Here is a 15769-nt window from a genome sequence, read left to right as displayed (position 1 = left end):
GCGTCCGTGGCGCTGATCACTCCGCGTGCCCGGGGTTTTTGTTGGGAGACCGTCCTATCCGTCCTCCCGGGGAGGTGTACACGGAGTCCGCGGATGGACTACGGTTTTGGAGCACTGGCCGCCAGTGGCCGCTGTCCCGCGACAGCCGACCCCTCTGCCACTGTCACGGCACCGCGGCGGCCGCAGGCCGCCCCCCACCGGCTCTGTCGGACCGCTCCAGATACGAGGTCGCCATGTCCGCCCGTGTATCCCACGACCGTGTCCCGCAGTCGCACCGGCGGATCTGACCGGCGAGGGCGGACGACCCCATGACGGCGGTACTCCTCAGCAACATCGGCCGGCTGTGGACCGGGAGCGAACTGCTCACCAAGGCCGCGCTCCTGATGGACGACGACCGGGTGGCCTGGGTCGGGCCCGCCGCCGAGCTCCCCCAGCGCATCCCCGGCGTGGTGGACGACCTCACCGACGTCGACGACGTCGTCAACATCGGCGGCGGCATGATCACCCCCGGGCTGATCGACGCCCACTGCCACCCGGTGTACGCGGGGGACCGCTACGCCGAGGTCAACATGTGGGCCAAGGGCGCCTCCAAGGGGGACATCTTCGCGGCCGGGGGCGGTGTCTCCACCACCGTCACCATCACCCGGGGTACCGACCCCTGGACCCTGTGCAACGCGGTACGCGAACGGCTCCGGCACTGGGTGCTGACCGGAAGCACCACCGTGGAGGCCAAGACCGGCTACCACCTGACCAGGGACGGCGAACTGGCCGACGTGCGCCTGCTGCGCTCCCTGGAGGAGGAGCCGGGCATGCCGCGCCTGCACGTCACCTTCTTCCCGGCGCACGGGGTGCCGCCCGAGTTCTTCGGCAGACCCAGGGAGTACGCGGCCACCGCCGCCTCCTGGCTCAACGACGCCGCGCTCGCCGGTGCCGACGGGATGGACGTGTACTGCGACAACCAGCAGTTCACCACCGAGGACGCCCGCATGCTGCTGGGGGCGGGCCAGTCCGCGGGGCTGCGCACCACCCTGCACGCCTGCTCGCGCCCGCGGCACGGCGCCGTGCGCATGGCCGCCGAGATGGGCTGCTCCTCGGTGGACCTGCTGCACGAGACCGACGAGCAGGACGTCCTGGCGCTGGCCGCCACCCGCACGCCGGTGGTGGCCTGCCCGACGACCTCGCTGCACGAGCGCCGCACCCCGCCGGTGCGGGCGCTGCTCGACCACGGTGTGCCCATCGGACTGGGCACCGACCACAACCCCGGCCAGTCGGGCACGATGTCGATGCCGCTGGTGATCTCACTGGCCATCTCCATGTTCGAGATGACCGTGCACGAGGCCCTGCACGCCGCCACGGTGGGCAGCGCACGAGCCCTGGGCCTGACCGACCGGGGCGTGCTCGCGCCCGGCAGCCTGGCCGACCTCGTCCAGTGGGACGCCGACCACGAGGGCGCCTTCGCCTGGTCGATGGGCCTCAACACCCTGCGCGTGTGGCAGGGCGGCAGGACCATCCGCTGAGGCGGTGCTCCCTCCGGGGGCGCTGCCCGTCCCGCCACCGCTCCCGGCAGCCGGCCCGCAGACGCGGTCCGTTCCGTCGCGCCGCTCAGCGTGTGCCGCGGGCCCGGGCGATCTCGATGACGGCCCGCTCCAGCGCGTACTCGGGGTCGCGTCCGGCGCCCTTGATGAGCGCGTCGGTCTCGGCGACCACCGCCATGGCCCGGGTGACCCCCGCCGGGCTCCACCCCCGCGCCTGCTGACGCAGGGTCCGCAGCTTCCACGGCGGGACCTTGGCCCGCTTGGCCAGGTCCGCCTCGGACATGCCGCGCGGCGGCTGGGCGGCCACGGCGATGCCGCGCACCGCACCGGCCAGCGCGCTGTTGATGAGCACCGGGGCGGTGCCCACCGCCAGAGACCAGCGCAACTGCTCCAGCGCCTCGGGCAGGCGCCCCTCCACGGCGCGGTCGGCCACGGTGAACCCCGAGGCCTCCGCCTTGCCGGAGTGGTACCGGGCCACCGCCGCTGCGTCCACCCGGCCTTCGGTGTCGGCGATCAGCTGGGTGCAGGCCGCCGCGATCTCGCGCAGCTCGCTGCCGACCGCGTCCACCAGCGCCTGAGCGGCGTCGGCGGTGATCTGGCGCCCGGCCTGGGAGAACTCGCCCTTGACGAAGGCCACCCGCTCGGCGGGCTTGCCGGGCCCCTTGCAGTCCACGCGGTGGGCGCCCGCCTTGACCGCGGCCTGGAGCAGGGCCTTGCCCTTGTTGCCGCCCGCGTGGGTGAGCACGAGGTTGACGTCGTCGGCCGGGTCCCCGAGGTAGTCGGTGACGGTCGCCGCCAGGTCCTTGGTCAGATCCTGGGACGAGCGCAGCACCACCACCCGTCGGTCGCCGAACAGCGAGGGCGAGGTCACCTCGACGAGCGTGGACATCCCCACCTGGGCGGGCACCAGGTCGTGGACGTCCACGCCGGGGTCGGCCTCGCGGACCGCCGCGACGACGGCGGCGACGGCCCGGTCGACGAGGAGTTCCTCGTCCCCGACGATGATCGTGAGCAGGGCGGGTGCAGGCATACACAGAGGATGCCACGCCACACCGACCAGCCGGGCGCCCCGCCGGTCGGCCGGGCACCCACCGCGCGGTCCGCGGCACGCTTCCGCCCCGTCGCCCGCACCGCCCGTGGCCGGTGAGCCCCGTACAGCGGTGCCTCCTACGGCGCCAACCCCTGTCGCGCAGCCTCCCACCGCGCTCCCTTCCGCGGCACAGCCCCCTACCGCGCGGGGTCGGGCCCGCGCACCACGGCCTGTCCGGGCCCGGAACCGCCGCCGTCCAGCACGGCCACGTCGCCGTCCCGGTCGGTGCGCAGGTTCACCCGCGCCACCCGCTCCAGGATGTTCCACGTGAACGGCGCCGGATGCCCGTAGGTGTTGTCCGCGCCCACCGAGGTCACCGACACCACCGGGTCGGTGGCCTCCAGGAAGGCCGGTTCCTGGCTCCCCGCCCCGTGGTGGGGCACGGCCAGCACGGTCACCCGCAACAGGTCGGCGTCCGGACCCTCCAGCAGCCTTCTCTGCGCCTCCTCCTCGATGTCACCGGTCAGCAGCACCGTCAGCGCCGCCCCGTCCGCCCGGACCACCACCGAGGCGTCGTTCACCGATCCCGTGAAGCCGGGCTCCGGCCACAGCACGCGCAGCAGCCACGGCCCCACCCGCAGCCGCTGGCCCCGTCCGGCCTCCAACAGACGTACCCCGGCCCCGGCCAGCAGCCGCCCCGTGGCGCTCTCCCCGAACCCCGGCGGCGCCAACGCGGTCCCCACCCTCCGGTGCCGCAACACCCCGGACGTCCCGTCCACGTGGTCGGCGTGGTCGTGACTCAGGACCAGCAGCGGGACCTCGCGCACTCCCAGCCGCCCCAGGCAGTCGTCCACCCTGTCCGGGTCCTCGCCGGTGTCGGCGACCACCGCCGAGCCAGGGCCCGCCGACAGCACGAACGCGGTGCCCTGCCCCACGTCGCACGCCACCAGCGCCCAGCCCGAGGGCGGCCATCCGCCCGGCACGCACCGCGCGGCCAGGGCCAGCAGCAGCACTGCCGCCAGCACGGCGGCCACGACACGGCGCAACCGCCCGTGCGTGAACACCAGCACCGCCAGCACGGCGGCCAGGACCAGCCCTCCCAGCAGGTCCGACCGCCACGCCAGCGCGCCGTGCGGGACCCGCGCGCCCGCCCCCGCCACCGCCGCGATCCACGACACCCCCAGTCCGGGAAGGTGTGCGGCCACCGCCGCCGCACCCGGCCACACCACCGCCAGGGCCGCCACCGCCGACCCGGTCACCGTCACCGCCGCGACCACCGGGGCGGCCAGTACGTTCGCCGGAACCGCGATCCACGACAGCTCGCCCGAGAGCAGGACCAGCACGGGCGAGACCGCCACCTGCGCGGCCAAAGCCACCGCCAGCGCCTCCGCCACCGGACGCGGCAGGCGTTCCGACCACGCCCGGGTCCACGGCGGCACCAGCAGCAGGATGCCCGCGGTCGCCAGCACCGACAGCGCGAACCCGAAGGAGGCGGCCAGCCCCGGCGCGACGAACAGCACCCCGACCACCGTGACGGCCAGCGCGCCGAGACCCGCGTGGGCGCGCCCTGTCGCCAGCGCCAGCAGGCCCAGCGACCCCATGAACGCCGCGCGCACCACGCTCGGCTCCGGGCGGCACACCAGGACGAACACCCAGATCACCGCCGCGCCGCCCGCCGCCGAGCACCACGGGGGCGCCCGCAGCAGCCGGGTGGCCGCCAGGACGAAGCCGGTCAGCACCGCCAGGTTGGCCCCCGAGACGGTCAGCAGGTGCGTCATCCCGGTGTCCCGGAAGTCCTCGGCGGTCTCCGGCGGTACTCCGGACGCGTCGCCGACGATCAATGCCGGGAGGAGCCCGTCCTCGGGCCGGGGCAGCCCGGAAGAGGCCTCCCGCAGGCGCTCCCGCACCAGACCGGCGAAGCTCTGGAGGCCGCCGGGCCGCCCCACCTCCTCCGGCGGCCCGCGCACCAGGACCAGGGCGGCGGTGAGGGGGTCGTCCTCCGCGCCGAGGAAGACGCCCCGCGCCCGGAAGGTCTGCCCGGGCAGCAGTTCGCGCCAGCCCGATCCCGAGGCCAGGACCACCACCGGAGCCGCGGACCCGCGTCTGGTCCCCTCGGCCCGCACCCACGCGGTACGGGCGTCGACCACCCAGGCCGCCCTGCCCGGCCGGGGAGTCCCCGACCGCGGACGCGGATCGGCCGTCACCACCGCCTCGAACTCCGCCTCGCGCCCCTGCTCCGCCGCCTCCCGGGCCGCGCTCCGCTCCACCCGGTGCACCTGGACACCGGCCACCGCCGCCACCGTGGCCACACAGGCCAGCGACGCCGCGGCGGTGAGCGCCACCGCCTCCAGCGGCGGACGCGCCACCGCCAGGAGCACGACCGCCGCGCCGGCCCCCGCCGCCCCGGCCAGGGACCAGGCCGCCCACGGCGGGGCGGCGAGCGCCGCCAGCGCGGCCAGCCAGGCCGTCGCCGCGGGCGCCAGCAGGCGCAGGTCGGGCGGCCTGTCCAGCCCGTAGGCGTCCGTCCCCAGCCACGTCGCCACCGACGCTCACCCCACCGTCACGTGGGGTTGGAGATCGGCGAGGGTCTTGTCACCGATCCGGTCCACGTTGACCAGGTCGTCGACGCTCCGGAACGGGCCGTGCTCCTCGCGGTAGGAGACGATGTTGTCGGCGATCACCGCGCCGACCCCGGGCAGGGTCTCCAGCAAGGCCCTGTCCGCCCGGTTGATGTCCACCAGCCCCCCGGCCCCCTGCGGGCCGCTCCCGGGGACGCCCGCGCCCGCGGGCGCGGGGACGCCCACCAGGACCTGCTCGCCGTCGACCAGCGGACGGGCCAGGTTGAGCAGGTCGAGGTCGGCGTCGGGCAGCGCGCCGCCGGCCTCCTCCACGGCGTCGGCCACCCGCGACCCCGACGGCAGCGTGTACAGCCCGGGGTCGGACACCTCGCCGCCCACGTGCACCACGAGGTCCTCCTCCGGCGCCGCGGCCCCGGCCGCTCCTGCGTCCGCCTCCCCGGTTTCCGTCCCCGCGTCCTGCGCCGGGGTCAGCGCGCTGTCGCCCTCCGCCGCGGCCGCGGGCACGGGCGCTGCACGAGTGACCATCTCGGGCGCGGGCACCGTGGTCGGCCGGTGGTACAGCGCAAGCACCAGCACGACGGCCAGGGCGCCCAGCACGGCCAGGGCGACCACCGCCCGGCGGGACAGCGCCGCCCGGGGCGGCAACCGCCGGGCCAGCCGCTCCAGGAGCGATCCGGACGGCTCGGGGTCGAACTCCGCGTATCCCGACGGCGGACGCTCCGGGCGCCGGTGCCGTCCCCCGGCCGGGTCGGACCCCGCGTCCGGACCGGACACGCCCTCCGGTGCGCCAGCACGGCGGGCGGACACGGCGGTCCTCTCGTCCGCGTCCGCCCCGGTGTCCCGCCTGACGGGCCCTGCCGCCTTTCCGCCGCGGGCCTCCCCGGAGGGCCGCGGTGCGGGCACCGCGGCCCTCCCGCCCTGGTGTCCCGGGGGCGGGGACCAGGCCGCGGTGTCCTCAGGGGTGTCCGGCCGCGGGGGGCCGGCGGCCGGACCCCCACGGGGCGCGGCCGCGGGGCGGCCGGTGCGCTCCGGGCTGGGCGCGCCGCCGGACGCCTCCGGCCGGTACGGGGTGTGCGTACCGGTCACCGCGTACGGCGCGCTCGGGATCTGAGGGGCGTCGCGGGGCGGCGGCGCGGATCGCGCATGTGAGCGTGGGATACGCGCGCGCAGGCGCCGGGCCGCGGGTGAGGCGTCCAGGGTGAGGGCGCGGAGCCGCTCCTGTTGGTCGGTCCCGGGGGAGTGGCGCCGGGTGCGGCGCTGAGTAGTCATAGGACCACGTTAGGAAGCCGGAAGCGCTGTGTCAGCAGCCGGTTCCAGGCTGTGGACAACTCTCGCCCCGGCCTCGCGACCTGTGCGGACGGTGGTGGGCGACGGCCGCGGGCGCACGAAAAAACCCGGCCCGGTGCGCACGCACCGGGCCGGGTCGAGTCGTCAGTCTCAGGCGCCCTGAAGGGAGTGCAGGCGCTTGGCGATCGCGCTCTTGCGGTTCGCGGCCTGGTTCTGGTGGATGACGCCCTTGCTGGTGGCCTTGTCCAGCGCGCGAGCGGCGGCGCGCTGGGCGACGGTGGCCTTCTCGACGTCCCCGGCCTCGGCAGCCTCACGGAACTTGCGGATGGCCGTCTTCAGCGAGGAGCGCACCGCCTGGTTGCGGACACGAGCCTTCTCGTTCTGCCGAATGCGCTTCTTCTGCGACTTGATGTTCGCCATGCGAAAACGTGCTCCAGTTGATCTTGGTCATCGCGCCGGCCGAACCAGGCGGCCCAACTCGCGGGCAGCCGTTCCGCGAGAGGCCGGCGTGGGCGCCGACGCAGGGTGTGTGAGTCCACAGGGCCCGAAGCCAATGTGGAAGTCCGAGACACGGACTTCCAGTATGCCTCACCCACAGACCCGAAAAGACTTCAGGGACCTCAGACGACCTCAATCGACCTCAGGCTCCCAGGACAGCAGCCATTCCGCGGTGTAGGCCGCCACATCCTCCTCGGACGCCTCGTCCCCCAGGTAGAAGGCCACCCCCAGGGTCATCCCCTCCGGCGGTTCGGCCTCGGTCATGCCCAGCCTGACGGCCGTCAGCGCGGTCGCCACCGACTCGTCCGACTCCTCCGGGGCCCACTCGCCACCGCCGTACGCGGGCAGCCCGAACCGCACCGTCACGTCCTCACGCGCGCGCAGGGCCGTCACCGCCTCGGTCACCTGCCGCACCATGAACCCGCCGTACAGCGCGTCGCCGGGCATCCCCGCGCCCACGCCCGGCAGCACCACCTCGTCGGCGTGCTCGGTCACCCGGTCCAGGTAGCCCTTGGACCAGTACTTCTCCCCGCGTTCCATGACGAACGAGGGCACCCGCCCGCCCGGCACCAGCTCCACGTGGTGGGCCTGCACCGACAGCACGGGTTCCTCGCCCAGCTCCTCGCGCACCATCGACATGAGCGTGGGGATCGACGGGTCGTTCACGGTCACCGGGCGGATCTCCAGGTGCGCGCCCGCGAACCCGTCCGCGGCCACCTCGGCCACCGCCGGGGCGAGCGCCGCGCGGGCCTGCTCGTCAAGCCGGTCCCGCAGCAGCGAGGACCCGTCCTCCACGTGCCGGAGCCACGCCAGCGCGCGCACGTCGGGGTACTCCCGCTCCAGCCAGGACAGCAGGGAACCGGTGTCCTCCACCCGTTCGACCGCGCCCCCGGCGTCGATCTCGCCCGCGTACACGTACACCGTGTCCACCCCGCCGGTGTCGAGCACCCGCGCCAGGGAGCCGGTGTCCTCCCAGGAGCCCACCCACGCCGCGTCCGCGCCCCGTGAGGCCGCCCACGGCGCCGGTTCACCCGAGAACTGGAAAGCCAGCAGGGCCCCCGCGCCCGCCACCACGACCGCGATCGCGGCCACACCCGCCAGCAACCGTGTCAACAGCCACTTCAACCGCCCGCTCCTCCCACGTCCCGGACCGCGGTGCCTTTCCGCACGTCGCCCGCCACCACCCTCACCGGCCGCGCCGCGCGCGCAGCCCTTCCGTCCTTCCGTACGGCCCGTTCCTGGTCCCGGGTCACATAATCTGGACACCAGACCCGCGCCCGCGCCCCATACTGCCGCACGGTCCGCCGCCGTCACCGAGAGAGGGCACCCGGCCGCCGTGGGATGATGGACGACGCCGTCGGCCTCCGCCGCGGCGGGGCGACACCGCCGCGAGGCGCACACGACCCGGACCCGACCTGTGAACGGAGCACGGTGGCACAGCCGAACTGGACCGATCCCGCGCTGATCCGCAACTTCTGCATCATCGCGCACATCGACCATGGCAAGTCGACGCTGGCCGACCGGATGCTCCAGATCACCGGTGTCGTCGAGGACCGCCAGATGCGCGCCCAGTACCTGGACCGCATGGACATCGAGCGCGAGCGCGGCATCACCATCAAGTCGCAGGCGGTGCGCATCCCCTTCACCGCCGTCGACGACCGGACCTACACGCTCGACCTCATCGACACCCCCGGGCACGTCGACTTCACCTACGAGGTCTCGCGCTCGCTGGCCGCCTGCGAGGGCGCCGTCCTGCTGGTGGACGCCGCGCAGGGCATCGAGGCGCAGACCCTGGCCAACCTGTACATGGCCCTGGAGAACGACCTCACCATCATCCCGGTGCTCAACAAGATCGACCTCCCGGCCGCGCAGCCGGAGAAGTACGCCGAGGAACTGGCCGGGATCATCGGCTGCGATCCCTCCGACGTGCTCAGGGTCAGCGCCAAGACGGGCGAGGGCGTCGAGGAGCTCCTCAACGAGATCGTCAACCAGATCCCGCAGCCCGTCGGCGACGCCGACGCCCCGGCCCGCGCGATGATCTTCGACTCGGTCTACGACACCTACCGCGGCGTGGTCACCTACGTCCGGGTGATCGACGGCAAGCTCAGCCCGCGCGAGCGCATCCAGATGATGTCCACCCGCGCCTCGCACGAGATCCTGGAGATCGGCGTCAGCTCGCCCGAGCCCACCAAGTGCGGCGGGCTGGGGGTGGGAGAGGTCGGCTACATCATCACCGGCGTCAAGGACGTGCGCCAGTCCAAGGTCGGTGACACCATCACCGCCCTCAACCGGCCCGCGACCGACATGCTGTCCGGGTACCGCGAGCCCAAGCCCATGGTGTTCTCGGGCCTGTACCCGATCGAGGGCACCGACTACCCGGTGCTGCGCGACGCCCTGGAGAAGCTCCAGCTCAACGACGCCGCCCTGGCCTTCGAGCCGGAGACCTCCGCCGCCCTGGGCTTCGGCTTCCGCTGCGGCTTCCTGGGCCTGCTGCACCTGGAGATCACCCGGGCCCGCCTGGAGCGCGAGTTCAACCTCGACCTCATCTCCACCGCGCCCAACGTCATCTACCGGGTGGACATGGAGGACGGCACCGAGCACGTGGTGACCAACCCCAGCGAGTTCCCCGCCGGGAAGATCGCCTCCATCTACGAGCCGATGGTCAAGGCCACCGTGCTCAGCCCCTCCGACCACATCGGTCAGATCATGGAGCTGTGCCAGGAGCGGCGCGGCGACCTCCAGGGCATGGACTACCTGTCCGAGGACCGCGTGGAGATGCGCTACACGCTGCCCCTGGCCGAGATCGTCTTCGACTTCTTCGACCACCTCAAGTCCCGCACCAAGGGCTACGCGTCTCTGGACTACGAGCCCACCGGGGAGAAGGCCTCCGACCTGGTCAAGGTCGACATCCTGCTCCAGGGCGAGGCGGTCGACGCCTTCTCCGCCATCGTGCACAAGGACAAGGCCTACGCCTACGGCGTGGAGATGACCAAGAAGCTGCGCGAGCTCATCCCCCGGCAGCAGTTCGAGGTGCCCATCCAGGCCGCCATCGGCGCCCGGGTGATCGCCCGCGAGAACATCCGCGCCATCCGCAAGGACGTGCTCTCCAAGTGCTACGGCGGCGACATCAGCCGCAAGCGCAAGCTGCTGGAGAAGCAGAAGGAGGGCAAGAAGCGGATGAAGATGGTCGGCCGGGTCGAGGTGCCCCAGGAGGCCTTCATCTCCGCGCTGTCCACCGACAGCGGCGGCGCCGAGGACAAGAAGAAGAAGTAGCTTCTCCTCCACGTGCCCGCAGGCCCGCACGGGCCCGGGGCGCCAAGGACCGGGGCCCCGAGCCCGGGGGCACAGCGTCGCCGCCCACGCCTGGCGGTCGGTCCCCGCCGGCGGCTCGGCTCCTCCCGCGGAGCCCGGTACGCCCCTCGGGCCCCGTGCGGGTTCGTGGGCGCGTGGAAGGCACAGACGCGGAGGGGGCGCCCCGGCCCGGGGCGCCCCCTCCGCGTTCTCCTCAGTGCCGTTTCCTCAACCCTTGACCGCTCCCGCGGTCAGGCCCTCGGTGATGTAGCGCTGGAGGAACCAGAACACCGCCAGGGTGGGCAGGGACAGCATGATGGCGCCCACCGCGAACATCCCGAAGTTCGCGTTGCGCTGCGAGGCCACCAGCTGGTAGAGCCCCAGGCCCAGCGTCTTGGCGTCGGTGTCGCGCAGGAACACGCTCGCCATCAGGAACTCGTTGATGGTGGAGATGAACACCAGCAGGCCCACGATCGCCAGCACCGGCGTGACCAGCGGCAGCATGATCCGGAAGAAGACCTGCGCGTGCGAGGCCCCGTCCATCTGCGCGGACTCGTCCAGCTCCTTCGGCACGGTGTCGAAGAAGCCCTTCATCAGCCACGTGTTGATGCTCAGCGCGCCGCCCAGGTAGACCAGCAGCAGCCCCCAGCGGGTGTCGAAGCCGATCGACGGGTAGTACTCGCCGATCGTGGAGAACATCAGGTAGATCGCCACGATCGCCAGGAACTGCGGGAACATCTGGATCACCAGGAGCCCGATCAGCCCCACCCGGCGGCCGCGGAAGCGCATGCGGCTGAACGCGTACGCGGCCAGCGCCGACAGCAGCACCGTCACGGCGGCGTTGGTGAAGGCGAAGAACAGCGAGTTCGCGTACCAGGTCGTGAACGGGGTGTTGCCGAACAGGTCGACGGCGTTGTCCAGGCTGGCCCCGGTCGGCCACAGCTGCGCGCTGGACAGGGTGCCCAGCGGGTTGAGCGCCGCCGACACCACGAACAGCACCGGGAAGAGCGCGAACGCCACGACCAGCAGCATCACCACGTGACGCCATCCGTACCTGCGGGCCCACAGGCCCAGACGGACTCCGGTACCGCGCCGGTAGGGCGTGCGCACCGCGCCCGGGGTCCCGACCGCCATCAGTCCACCTCCTTGAGGGCCTTGCTCCTGCTGAGGCTGACCACCGACATCACCGACACGATCAGGAAGATCATCACCGACAGCGCCGCCGCGTACCCGTACTGGGCGGTGGCCTCGTTGAAGGCGAGCCGGTAGGTGTAGGTGATGAGCAGGTCGGTGGCCCCGGCCGTCGGGCTCCCCGGGGAGAAGGGGCCGCCCTGGGTGATCAGCCACACCGCGTTGAAGTTGTTGAAGTTGAACGCGAACGTCGAGACCAGGATCGGCGTCATCGCCACCATCAGCAGCGGCAGGGTGACGTTGCGGAAGGCCTGCCAGGGGCCCGCGCCGTCGATCTGCGCCGCCTGGCCCAGCTCGCGCGGGACGGCCTGGAGGGCTCCCGTGGCCACCAGGAACATGTACGGGTAACCCAGCCAGACGTTGGCCAGGATCACCGCGGCCCGGGCCGACCACGCGTCGCCCAGCCAGTCCACCTCCAGGCCGAGCACCCGGTTGAACAGGCCGAAGTCGGTGTTGAACATGTCCCGCCACAGCAGGAACATCGCCAGCGAGCTCATCGCGTACGGCAGGACCACCAGGATCCGGTACACGACCCTGCCGCGCAGTCCGGGCGCGTGCAGGGTGAGCGCGATCGCCAGGCCCACCACGAACACCAGGAAGGTGACGGAGGCGGCGAAGGCGATGTTCCACACCAGGATGCTGAAGAACGACGACGCGAAGGTCGGGTTGAACAGGAAGCGGGCGAAGTTGTCGAAGCCCACGCCGACCTGCCAGCCCTGGGCCAGGCGCTCCCCGTTCTCGTCGTAGAACGCGCCGCGCTCGTTGTCCGCGTGGTAGACGATGCCGGTCTCGGCGTCGGTGACGCAGTCGCATCCGGCGTCGTAGGCGCGGGTCGCGGTCCCCTCGAAGGCGGTGGACAGGCCGCTGGAGCGGATGCCCGTGCCGCTGCCGGTGGGCACCGCGAACGCCTGGAGCTCCTCGCTGCGCGCGTTGGCCTGGGTGGGGGACAGGACCGTGTACCCGAAGGCCTCGGTGATCTTGCCCGAGGGCTCCACGGTCGCGCCGTCGAGCTCGGTGAGCCCCTCCTCGGTTCCGGCGTAGGCGTCGCCCTCGGGGCCGGTGAGCAGGAAGACCAGCTCACCGGTCTCGGGCGAGCCGGTGACCGCCACGGTCAGGGTGTACTCCTCGGCCCCGTCCGGGCTGCTCACCGAGTAGGCCTCGATGGAGGCGATGGCCTGTTCCTTGTCGCCCCGGTGGCCGTCGCTGAGGTTGGTCACCGAGGTGCTCATCGTGTAGAGCACCGGCAGGATCTGGAAGGCGGTCAGGAACAGCACGCCCGGGATCAGGTACTTGGCCGGGACGGTGCGCTTGGAAAGGTAGATCCAGTAGACGAGGCCGACCACGGCCACGACCAGGCCGATGCCCCACCAGTTGCCCGCCACGTACAGGGGCAGGACCGCCCACACGCCCAGGGCGGTGAACAGGCCCAGCAGGGCGATCTTGACGAGCTGCCCGCCCAGCGACCCGCCGCCGGCGAACCGTCCGCCCGGCAGGGGCGTGCGGGCGGGCGCCCCCGGGGAGGGGGCACCCGCTGTCTTCTTCGACGCCACCGCTACCCGCCGATCTGCGCGGCGATCGTGTCGTGGGCGGCCTCCATGGCCTCGCGCACGTCCTCACCGGCGACGACGGCGGCCTGGGCGATGCCGAGCGGCTCCCAGGTCTCGCCCATCTCGGGAATGGAGGGCATCGGCATGCCCTCGGCGCCCGCCTCGGAGATCGCGGCGATGGTGGGGTCGTCGGCCGAGACGCTCTCCAGGGCCTCGGTCTGCACCGGCATGCGCGGGTCGGCCTCGTAGAGGCTGAGGACGAACTCGGTGTCGGTGACGTAGTTGGTCACGAACTCCTGGGCCAGGGCGCTGTTGGCGCTGCCCTCGGTGACGAAGAAGGCCTGGTAGCCGATGTAGGGGCTGGCGGGCTCCTCGCCCTCGAACCCGGGGATGGGGCTGATCTCGTAGTTGACGCCCGCCTCGTCGGCGTCGGCGACGTTCCACGGGCCCGCGACGAAGAAGGGGGCATCGCCCTCGTAGAACAGGGAGGCGTCGTTCTCCAGGGTGATGGAGCGGCGCAGCACGCCCTCCCCGGCCTCGCCGTACTCGGCGACCTTCTCCATGGCCTCGATGGACTCGTCGGTGCCCACGCCCAGGTCGGTCGGGTCCCAGTTGCCCTCCTCGTCCTGTCCGAAGAGGTAGCCGCCCGCGGAGGTGAACAGGGCGTTCATCCGGTAGGGGTCGCCCTCCTGGCCCACGGCCATGGACAGGACCTCGCTGGTCTCACCGGAGTCCTTGAGCTCGGTGCCGACCTCGACCATCTCCTCGAAGGTCTCGGGGGCGTCCGGCGCCAGGTCGGTGTTGCGCATGAGGAAGATGTTCTCCTGGGAGTAGGGAACACCGAAGAGCTGGCCGTCGTAGTCGAGAGCCTGCAGCGAGGTCTCGTCCAGTCCGGAGGCGCGGTCCTGGGGCAGCTCGATGGGCTGCACGGCGCCGTTGCGCACCAGGTTGCCCGTCCAGTCGTGGGCGCCGATGAAGACGTCGGGGGCGTTCCCGGCCTGGTGGGCGTTGAGCACGTCGCCCTGGATGTCGCCGAAGGTCAGGCCCTGGACCTCGACCTCGATGCCGTTGGCCTCGGCGAACTCCTGGGCGGCCGCCTCGATGGCGTCGGCGCGCTCGGGGTCGGACCAGATGACGAGGCTGCCCTCGGCGGCGGTCTCCCCGCCCTCGTCGGTGCCGCCGCCGCTGCACGCGGTCGCCATCAGTGCGATCGCCGCGATACCCGTGACCGCTGGTGCGCTGCGAAATCTCATGCTGTCTTCCTTCCGGGAGGCCGTGCTGAGGAGGTCGCGCATGCGTTCCGGCGGTGGCCCCGGGCCCGTCGCGGGCATGCGTGGTGATGTGACGCTAGCAATAACTTGCAAGCTTTGAAAGACTTTGCGGAGCTCCTGCATAAAGATGTGGAAACGCCGCGGAAACGGGCGTGTGACATCGTGCGCTGGGTAGCGGTGCGGTGACCGTTCGCTGATCATTCCTGTGATGAGCAGCCATTTGGTAACACCATTGAACACGCCGCTTCCGACTACTCGAACCCGGCTCTGATCTGCTCCTCCGCCTCGACCAGCGCCGACGCCGGGTCGGCGCCGCCGATGACGTCCGCCCCGGCCTGCCCGAACGGCCCCCACACCGCGTCCATCTCGGGGATCGCGGGCATCGGCAGACCGCCCTCCCCGGCGGCCTGGAACGCCTCCAGGTCCGGGTCGCGCTCGGCGACCTCCTCCAGGGCGGCCACCAGGGCCGGAACCCGCGGATCGGCGTCGTAGAGCGTCACCGAGAACGCCGGATCGGCCATGAAGGCGGCCGTGAACTCCTCCGCCAGCCCCGGGTCCGAGGCCCCGGCGGAGACGAAGAAGGCCTGCACACCGATCAGCGGCCGGGCGGGGCCGCCGTCGGCGAAGGGCGGGACCGGGCTGATCGCGTACGGCACCCCGGCCTCCTTGACCGCCGGCACACTCCACGGACCGGTGACGTGGAACGGCACCGCGCCCTCGGTGAACAGCGCGGACGCGGTCGCCGCGTCCACCTCCCGGGACAGCACGCCCGAACCCGCCTCACCCAGCTCCGCCAGCCGCTCGAAGGCCTCCACCGACTCCGCGGAGGCCACCCCCAGGTCCGAGGGGTCGGGATCGCCGTCCTCGTCCTCGCCGAACAGGTAGCCGCCGGCCGAGGTGAACAGCGGGTGCAGGTGGTAGGCGTCGCCCTCCTCGCCGACCTGGAGGCCCAGCGCACGCTCGGCCCGGCCCGCCTCCACCAGCGCCGACCCCGTCTCGACCAAGTCCTCGAAGGTCTCGGGGGCGTCCGGCGCCAGGTCGGTGTTGCGCACCAGCGCCACGTTCTCGGTGGCGTAGGGGATCCCGTACACGCGCCCCTCGTGGGTGACGGCCTCCAGCGCGCCCGGTGTGAACGCGTCGGCGTCCCGTGCGCCCAGGCCGACCGGGACGATCGCGCCCGCCTCGGCCAGCTCGCCGGTCCAGTCGTGCGGGCCGACCACGACGTCGGGACCCATGTCGCTCGTGTACGTGCTCAGGAAGCTGGCGCGCAGCTCCTCGTGGTCGACCACGATCACCTCCACCTGCGCGTCCAGCGTGCGCGAGTAGGCCTCGGCGAAGGTGGTCAGGGCCACGGCGCGCTCGTCGTCGGCCCACACGGTGATGGTCGGGCCGGCCGGGTCCGGGGCCGGACCGGCCCCGGAGGAACAGGCGGTCAGGGCGAGCAGCAGCCCGCACGCACCGGAGAGGAAGGGGGAACGCAATGGCGGAAGTGACCTCACAGCGGCCTCCGGGGGATACGGCGGGACCCTGGCGGGGCGCC

11 protein-coding genes are annotated in these 15769 nt (G+C 72.7%); 2 read left to right on the top strand and 9 right to left on the bottom strand.

The annotated features are described in order from the left end of the window. The first annotated feature begins 308 nt into the window (after nucleotides 1-308). Nucleotides 309-1517 (top strand): amidohydrolase family protein, encoded by a 1209-nt coding sequence (locus tag HGB44_RS19020; protein ID WP_061082525.1) that lies wholly within the window; start codon nucleotides 309-311, stop codon nucleotides 1515-1517. Between the two features lie 85 nt (nucleotides 1518-1602). Here the strand turns inward: HGB44_RS19020 and holA are convergent, their stop codons facing one another. From holA to HGB44_RS18995, 5 genes are all read right to left on the bottom strand, one after another. After that, entirely contained in the window at nucleotides 1603-2565 is a 963-nt protein-coding gene (gene holA, locus HGB44_RS19015) for a DNA polymerase III subunit delta (protein ID WP_061082524.1), read from the bottom strand. Between the two features lie 197 nt (nucleotides 2566-2762). Further along, a complete protein-coding gene (locus HGB44_RS19010; protein ID WP_061082523.1) occupies nucleotides 2763-5108 on the bottom strand; it encodes a ComEC/Rec2 family competence protein in 2346 nt (781 codons plus the stop codon). Nucleotides 5109-5114: 6 nt separating this feature from the next. Further along, a complete protein-coding gene (locus HGB44_RS19005) occupies nucleotides 5115-5951 on the bottom strand; it encodes a ComEA family DNA-binding protein (protein WP_231972577.1) in 837 nt (278 codons plus the stop codon). Between the two features lie 630 nt (nucleotides 5952-6581). Continuing rightward, entirely contained in the window at nucleotides 6582-6851 is a 270-nt protein-coding gene (gene rpsT / locus HGB44_RS19000; RefSeq protein ID WP_061082522.1) for a 30S ribosomal protein S20, read from the bottom strand. A 210-nt stretch (nucleotides 6852-7061) separates the two neighbouring features. Beyond that, nucleotides 7062-8054, bottom strand: a complete 993-nt coding sequence (locus HGB44_RS18995; protein WP_061082521.1) for a hypothetical protein — start codon at nucleotides 8052-8054, stop codon at nucleotides 7062-7064. Nucleotides 8055-8360: 306 nt separating this feature from the next. Between HGB44_RS18995 and lepA the strand changes: the two genes are divergently transcribed. Beyond that, nucleotides 8361-10202 carry a translation elongation factor 4 gene (lepA, locus tag HGB44_RS18990; protein WP_061082544.1) on the top strand — a complete coding sequence of 614 codons (1842 nt, stop codon included), beginning with the start codon at nucleotides 8361-8363 and terminating at the stop codon, nucleotides 10200-10202. 246 nt (nucleotides 10203-10448) lie between these two features. On the opposite strand, the gene HGB44_RS18985 is transcribed toward lepA, so the two are convergent. The 4 genes from HGB44_RS18985 to HGB44_RS18970 all read right to left on the bottom strand — a co-directional run bounded on the left by HGB44_RS18985 (nucleotide 10449) and on the right by HGB44_RS18970 (nucleotide 15710). After that, the gene (locus tag HGB44_RS18985) at nucleotides 10449-11354 is read right to left on the bottom strand and encodes a sugar ABC transporter permease (protein ID WP_061082520.1); all 906 of its coding nucleotides are present in this window, start codon (nucleotides 11352-11354) and stop codon (nucleotides 10449-10451) included. After that, nucleotides 11354-12961, bottom strand: coding sequence for an ABC transporter permease subunit (locus HGB44_RS18980; protein WP_061082519.1), 1608 nt, complete (start codon nucleotides 12959-12961; stop codon nucleotides 11354-11356). The genes HGB44_RS18985 and HGB44_RS18980 overlap by 1 nt, the downstream gene beginning before the upstream one ends. Nucleotides 12962-12963: 2 nt before the next feature. Continuing rightward, nucleotides 12964-14211 (bottom strand): sugar ABC transporter substrate-binding protein, encoded by a 1248-nt coding sequence (locus tag HGB44_RS18975; protein WP_061082543.1) that lies wholly within the window; start codon nucleotides 14209-14211, stop codon nucleotides 12964-12966. Between the two features lie 269 nt (nucleotides 14212-14480). Continuing rightward, on the bottom strand, nucleotides 14481-15710 hold the full coding sequence (locus HGB44_RS18970) for a sugar ABC transporter substrate-binding protein (protein WP_210751874.1): 1230 nt from the start codon (nucleotides 15708-15710) through the stop codon (nucleotides 14481-14483). Between the last annotated feature and the right edge of the window lie 59 nt (nucleotides 15711-15769).

The sequence above is a fragment of the Nocardiopsis alborubida genome (assembly GCF_012396365.1).
GTDB lineage: Bacteria > Actinomycetota > Actinomycetes > Streptosporangiales > Streptosporangiaceae > Nocardiopsis > Nocardiopsis alborubida.
Note: the sequence above shows the minus strand (reverse complement) of the source record. Positions and strands in the feature narration are given on the sequence as shown.

What these genes read in the sequence shown, in the direction of transcription:
- HGB44_RS19020 (WP_061082525.1), top strand. Translation starts at nt 309, where the DNA reads ATGACGGCGGTACTCCTCAGCAACATCGGCCGGCTGTGGACCGGGAGC.
- holA (WP_061082524.1), bottom strand. Translation starts at nt 2,565, where the DNA reads ATGCCTGCACCCGCCCTGCTCACGATCATCGTCGGGGACGAGGAACTC.
- rpsT (WP_061082522.1), bottom strand. Translation starts at nt 6,851, where the DNA reads ATGGCGAACATCAAGTCGCAGAAGAAGCGCATTCGGCAGAACGAGAAG.
- HGB44_RS18985 (WP_061082520.1), bottom strand. Translation starts at nt 11,354, where the DNA reads ATGGCGGTCGGGACCCCGGGCGCGGTGCGCACGCCCTACCGGCGCGGT.
- HGB44_RS18975 (WP_061082543.1), bottom strand. Translation starts at nt 14,211, where the DNA reads ATGAGATTTCGCAGCGCACCAGCGGTCACGGGTATCGCGGCGATCGCA.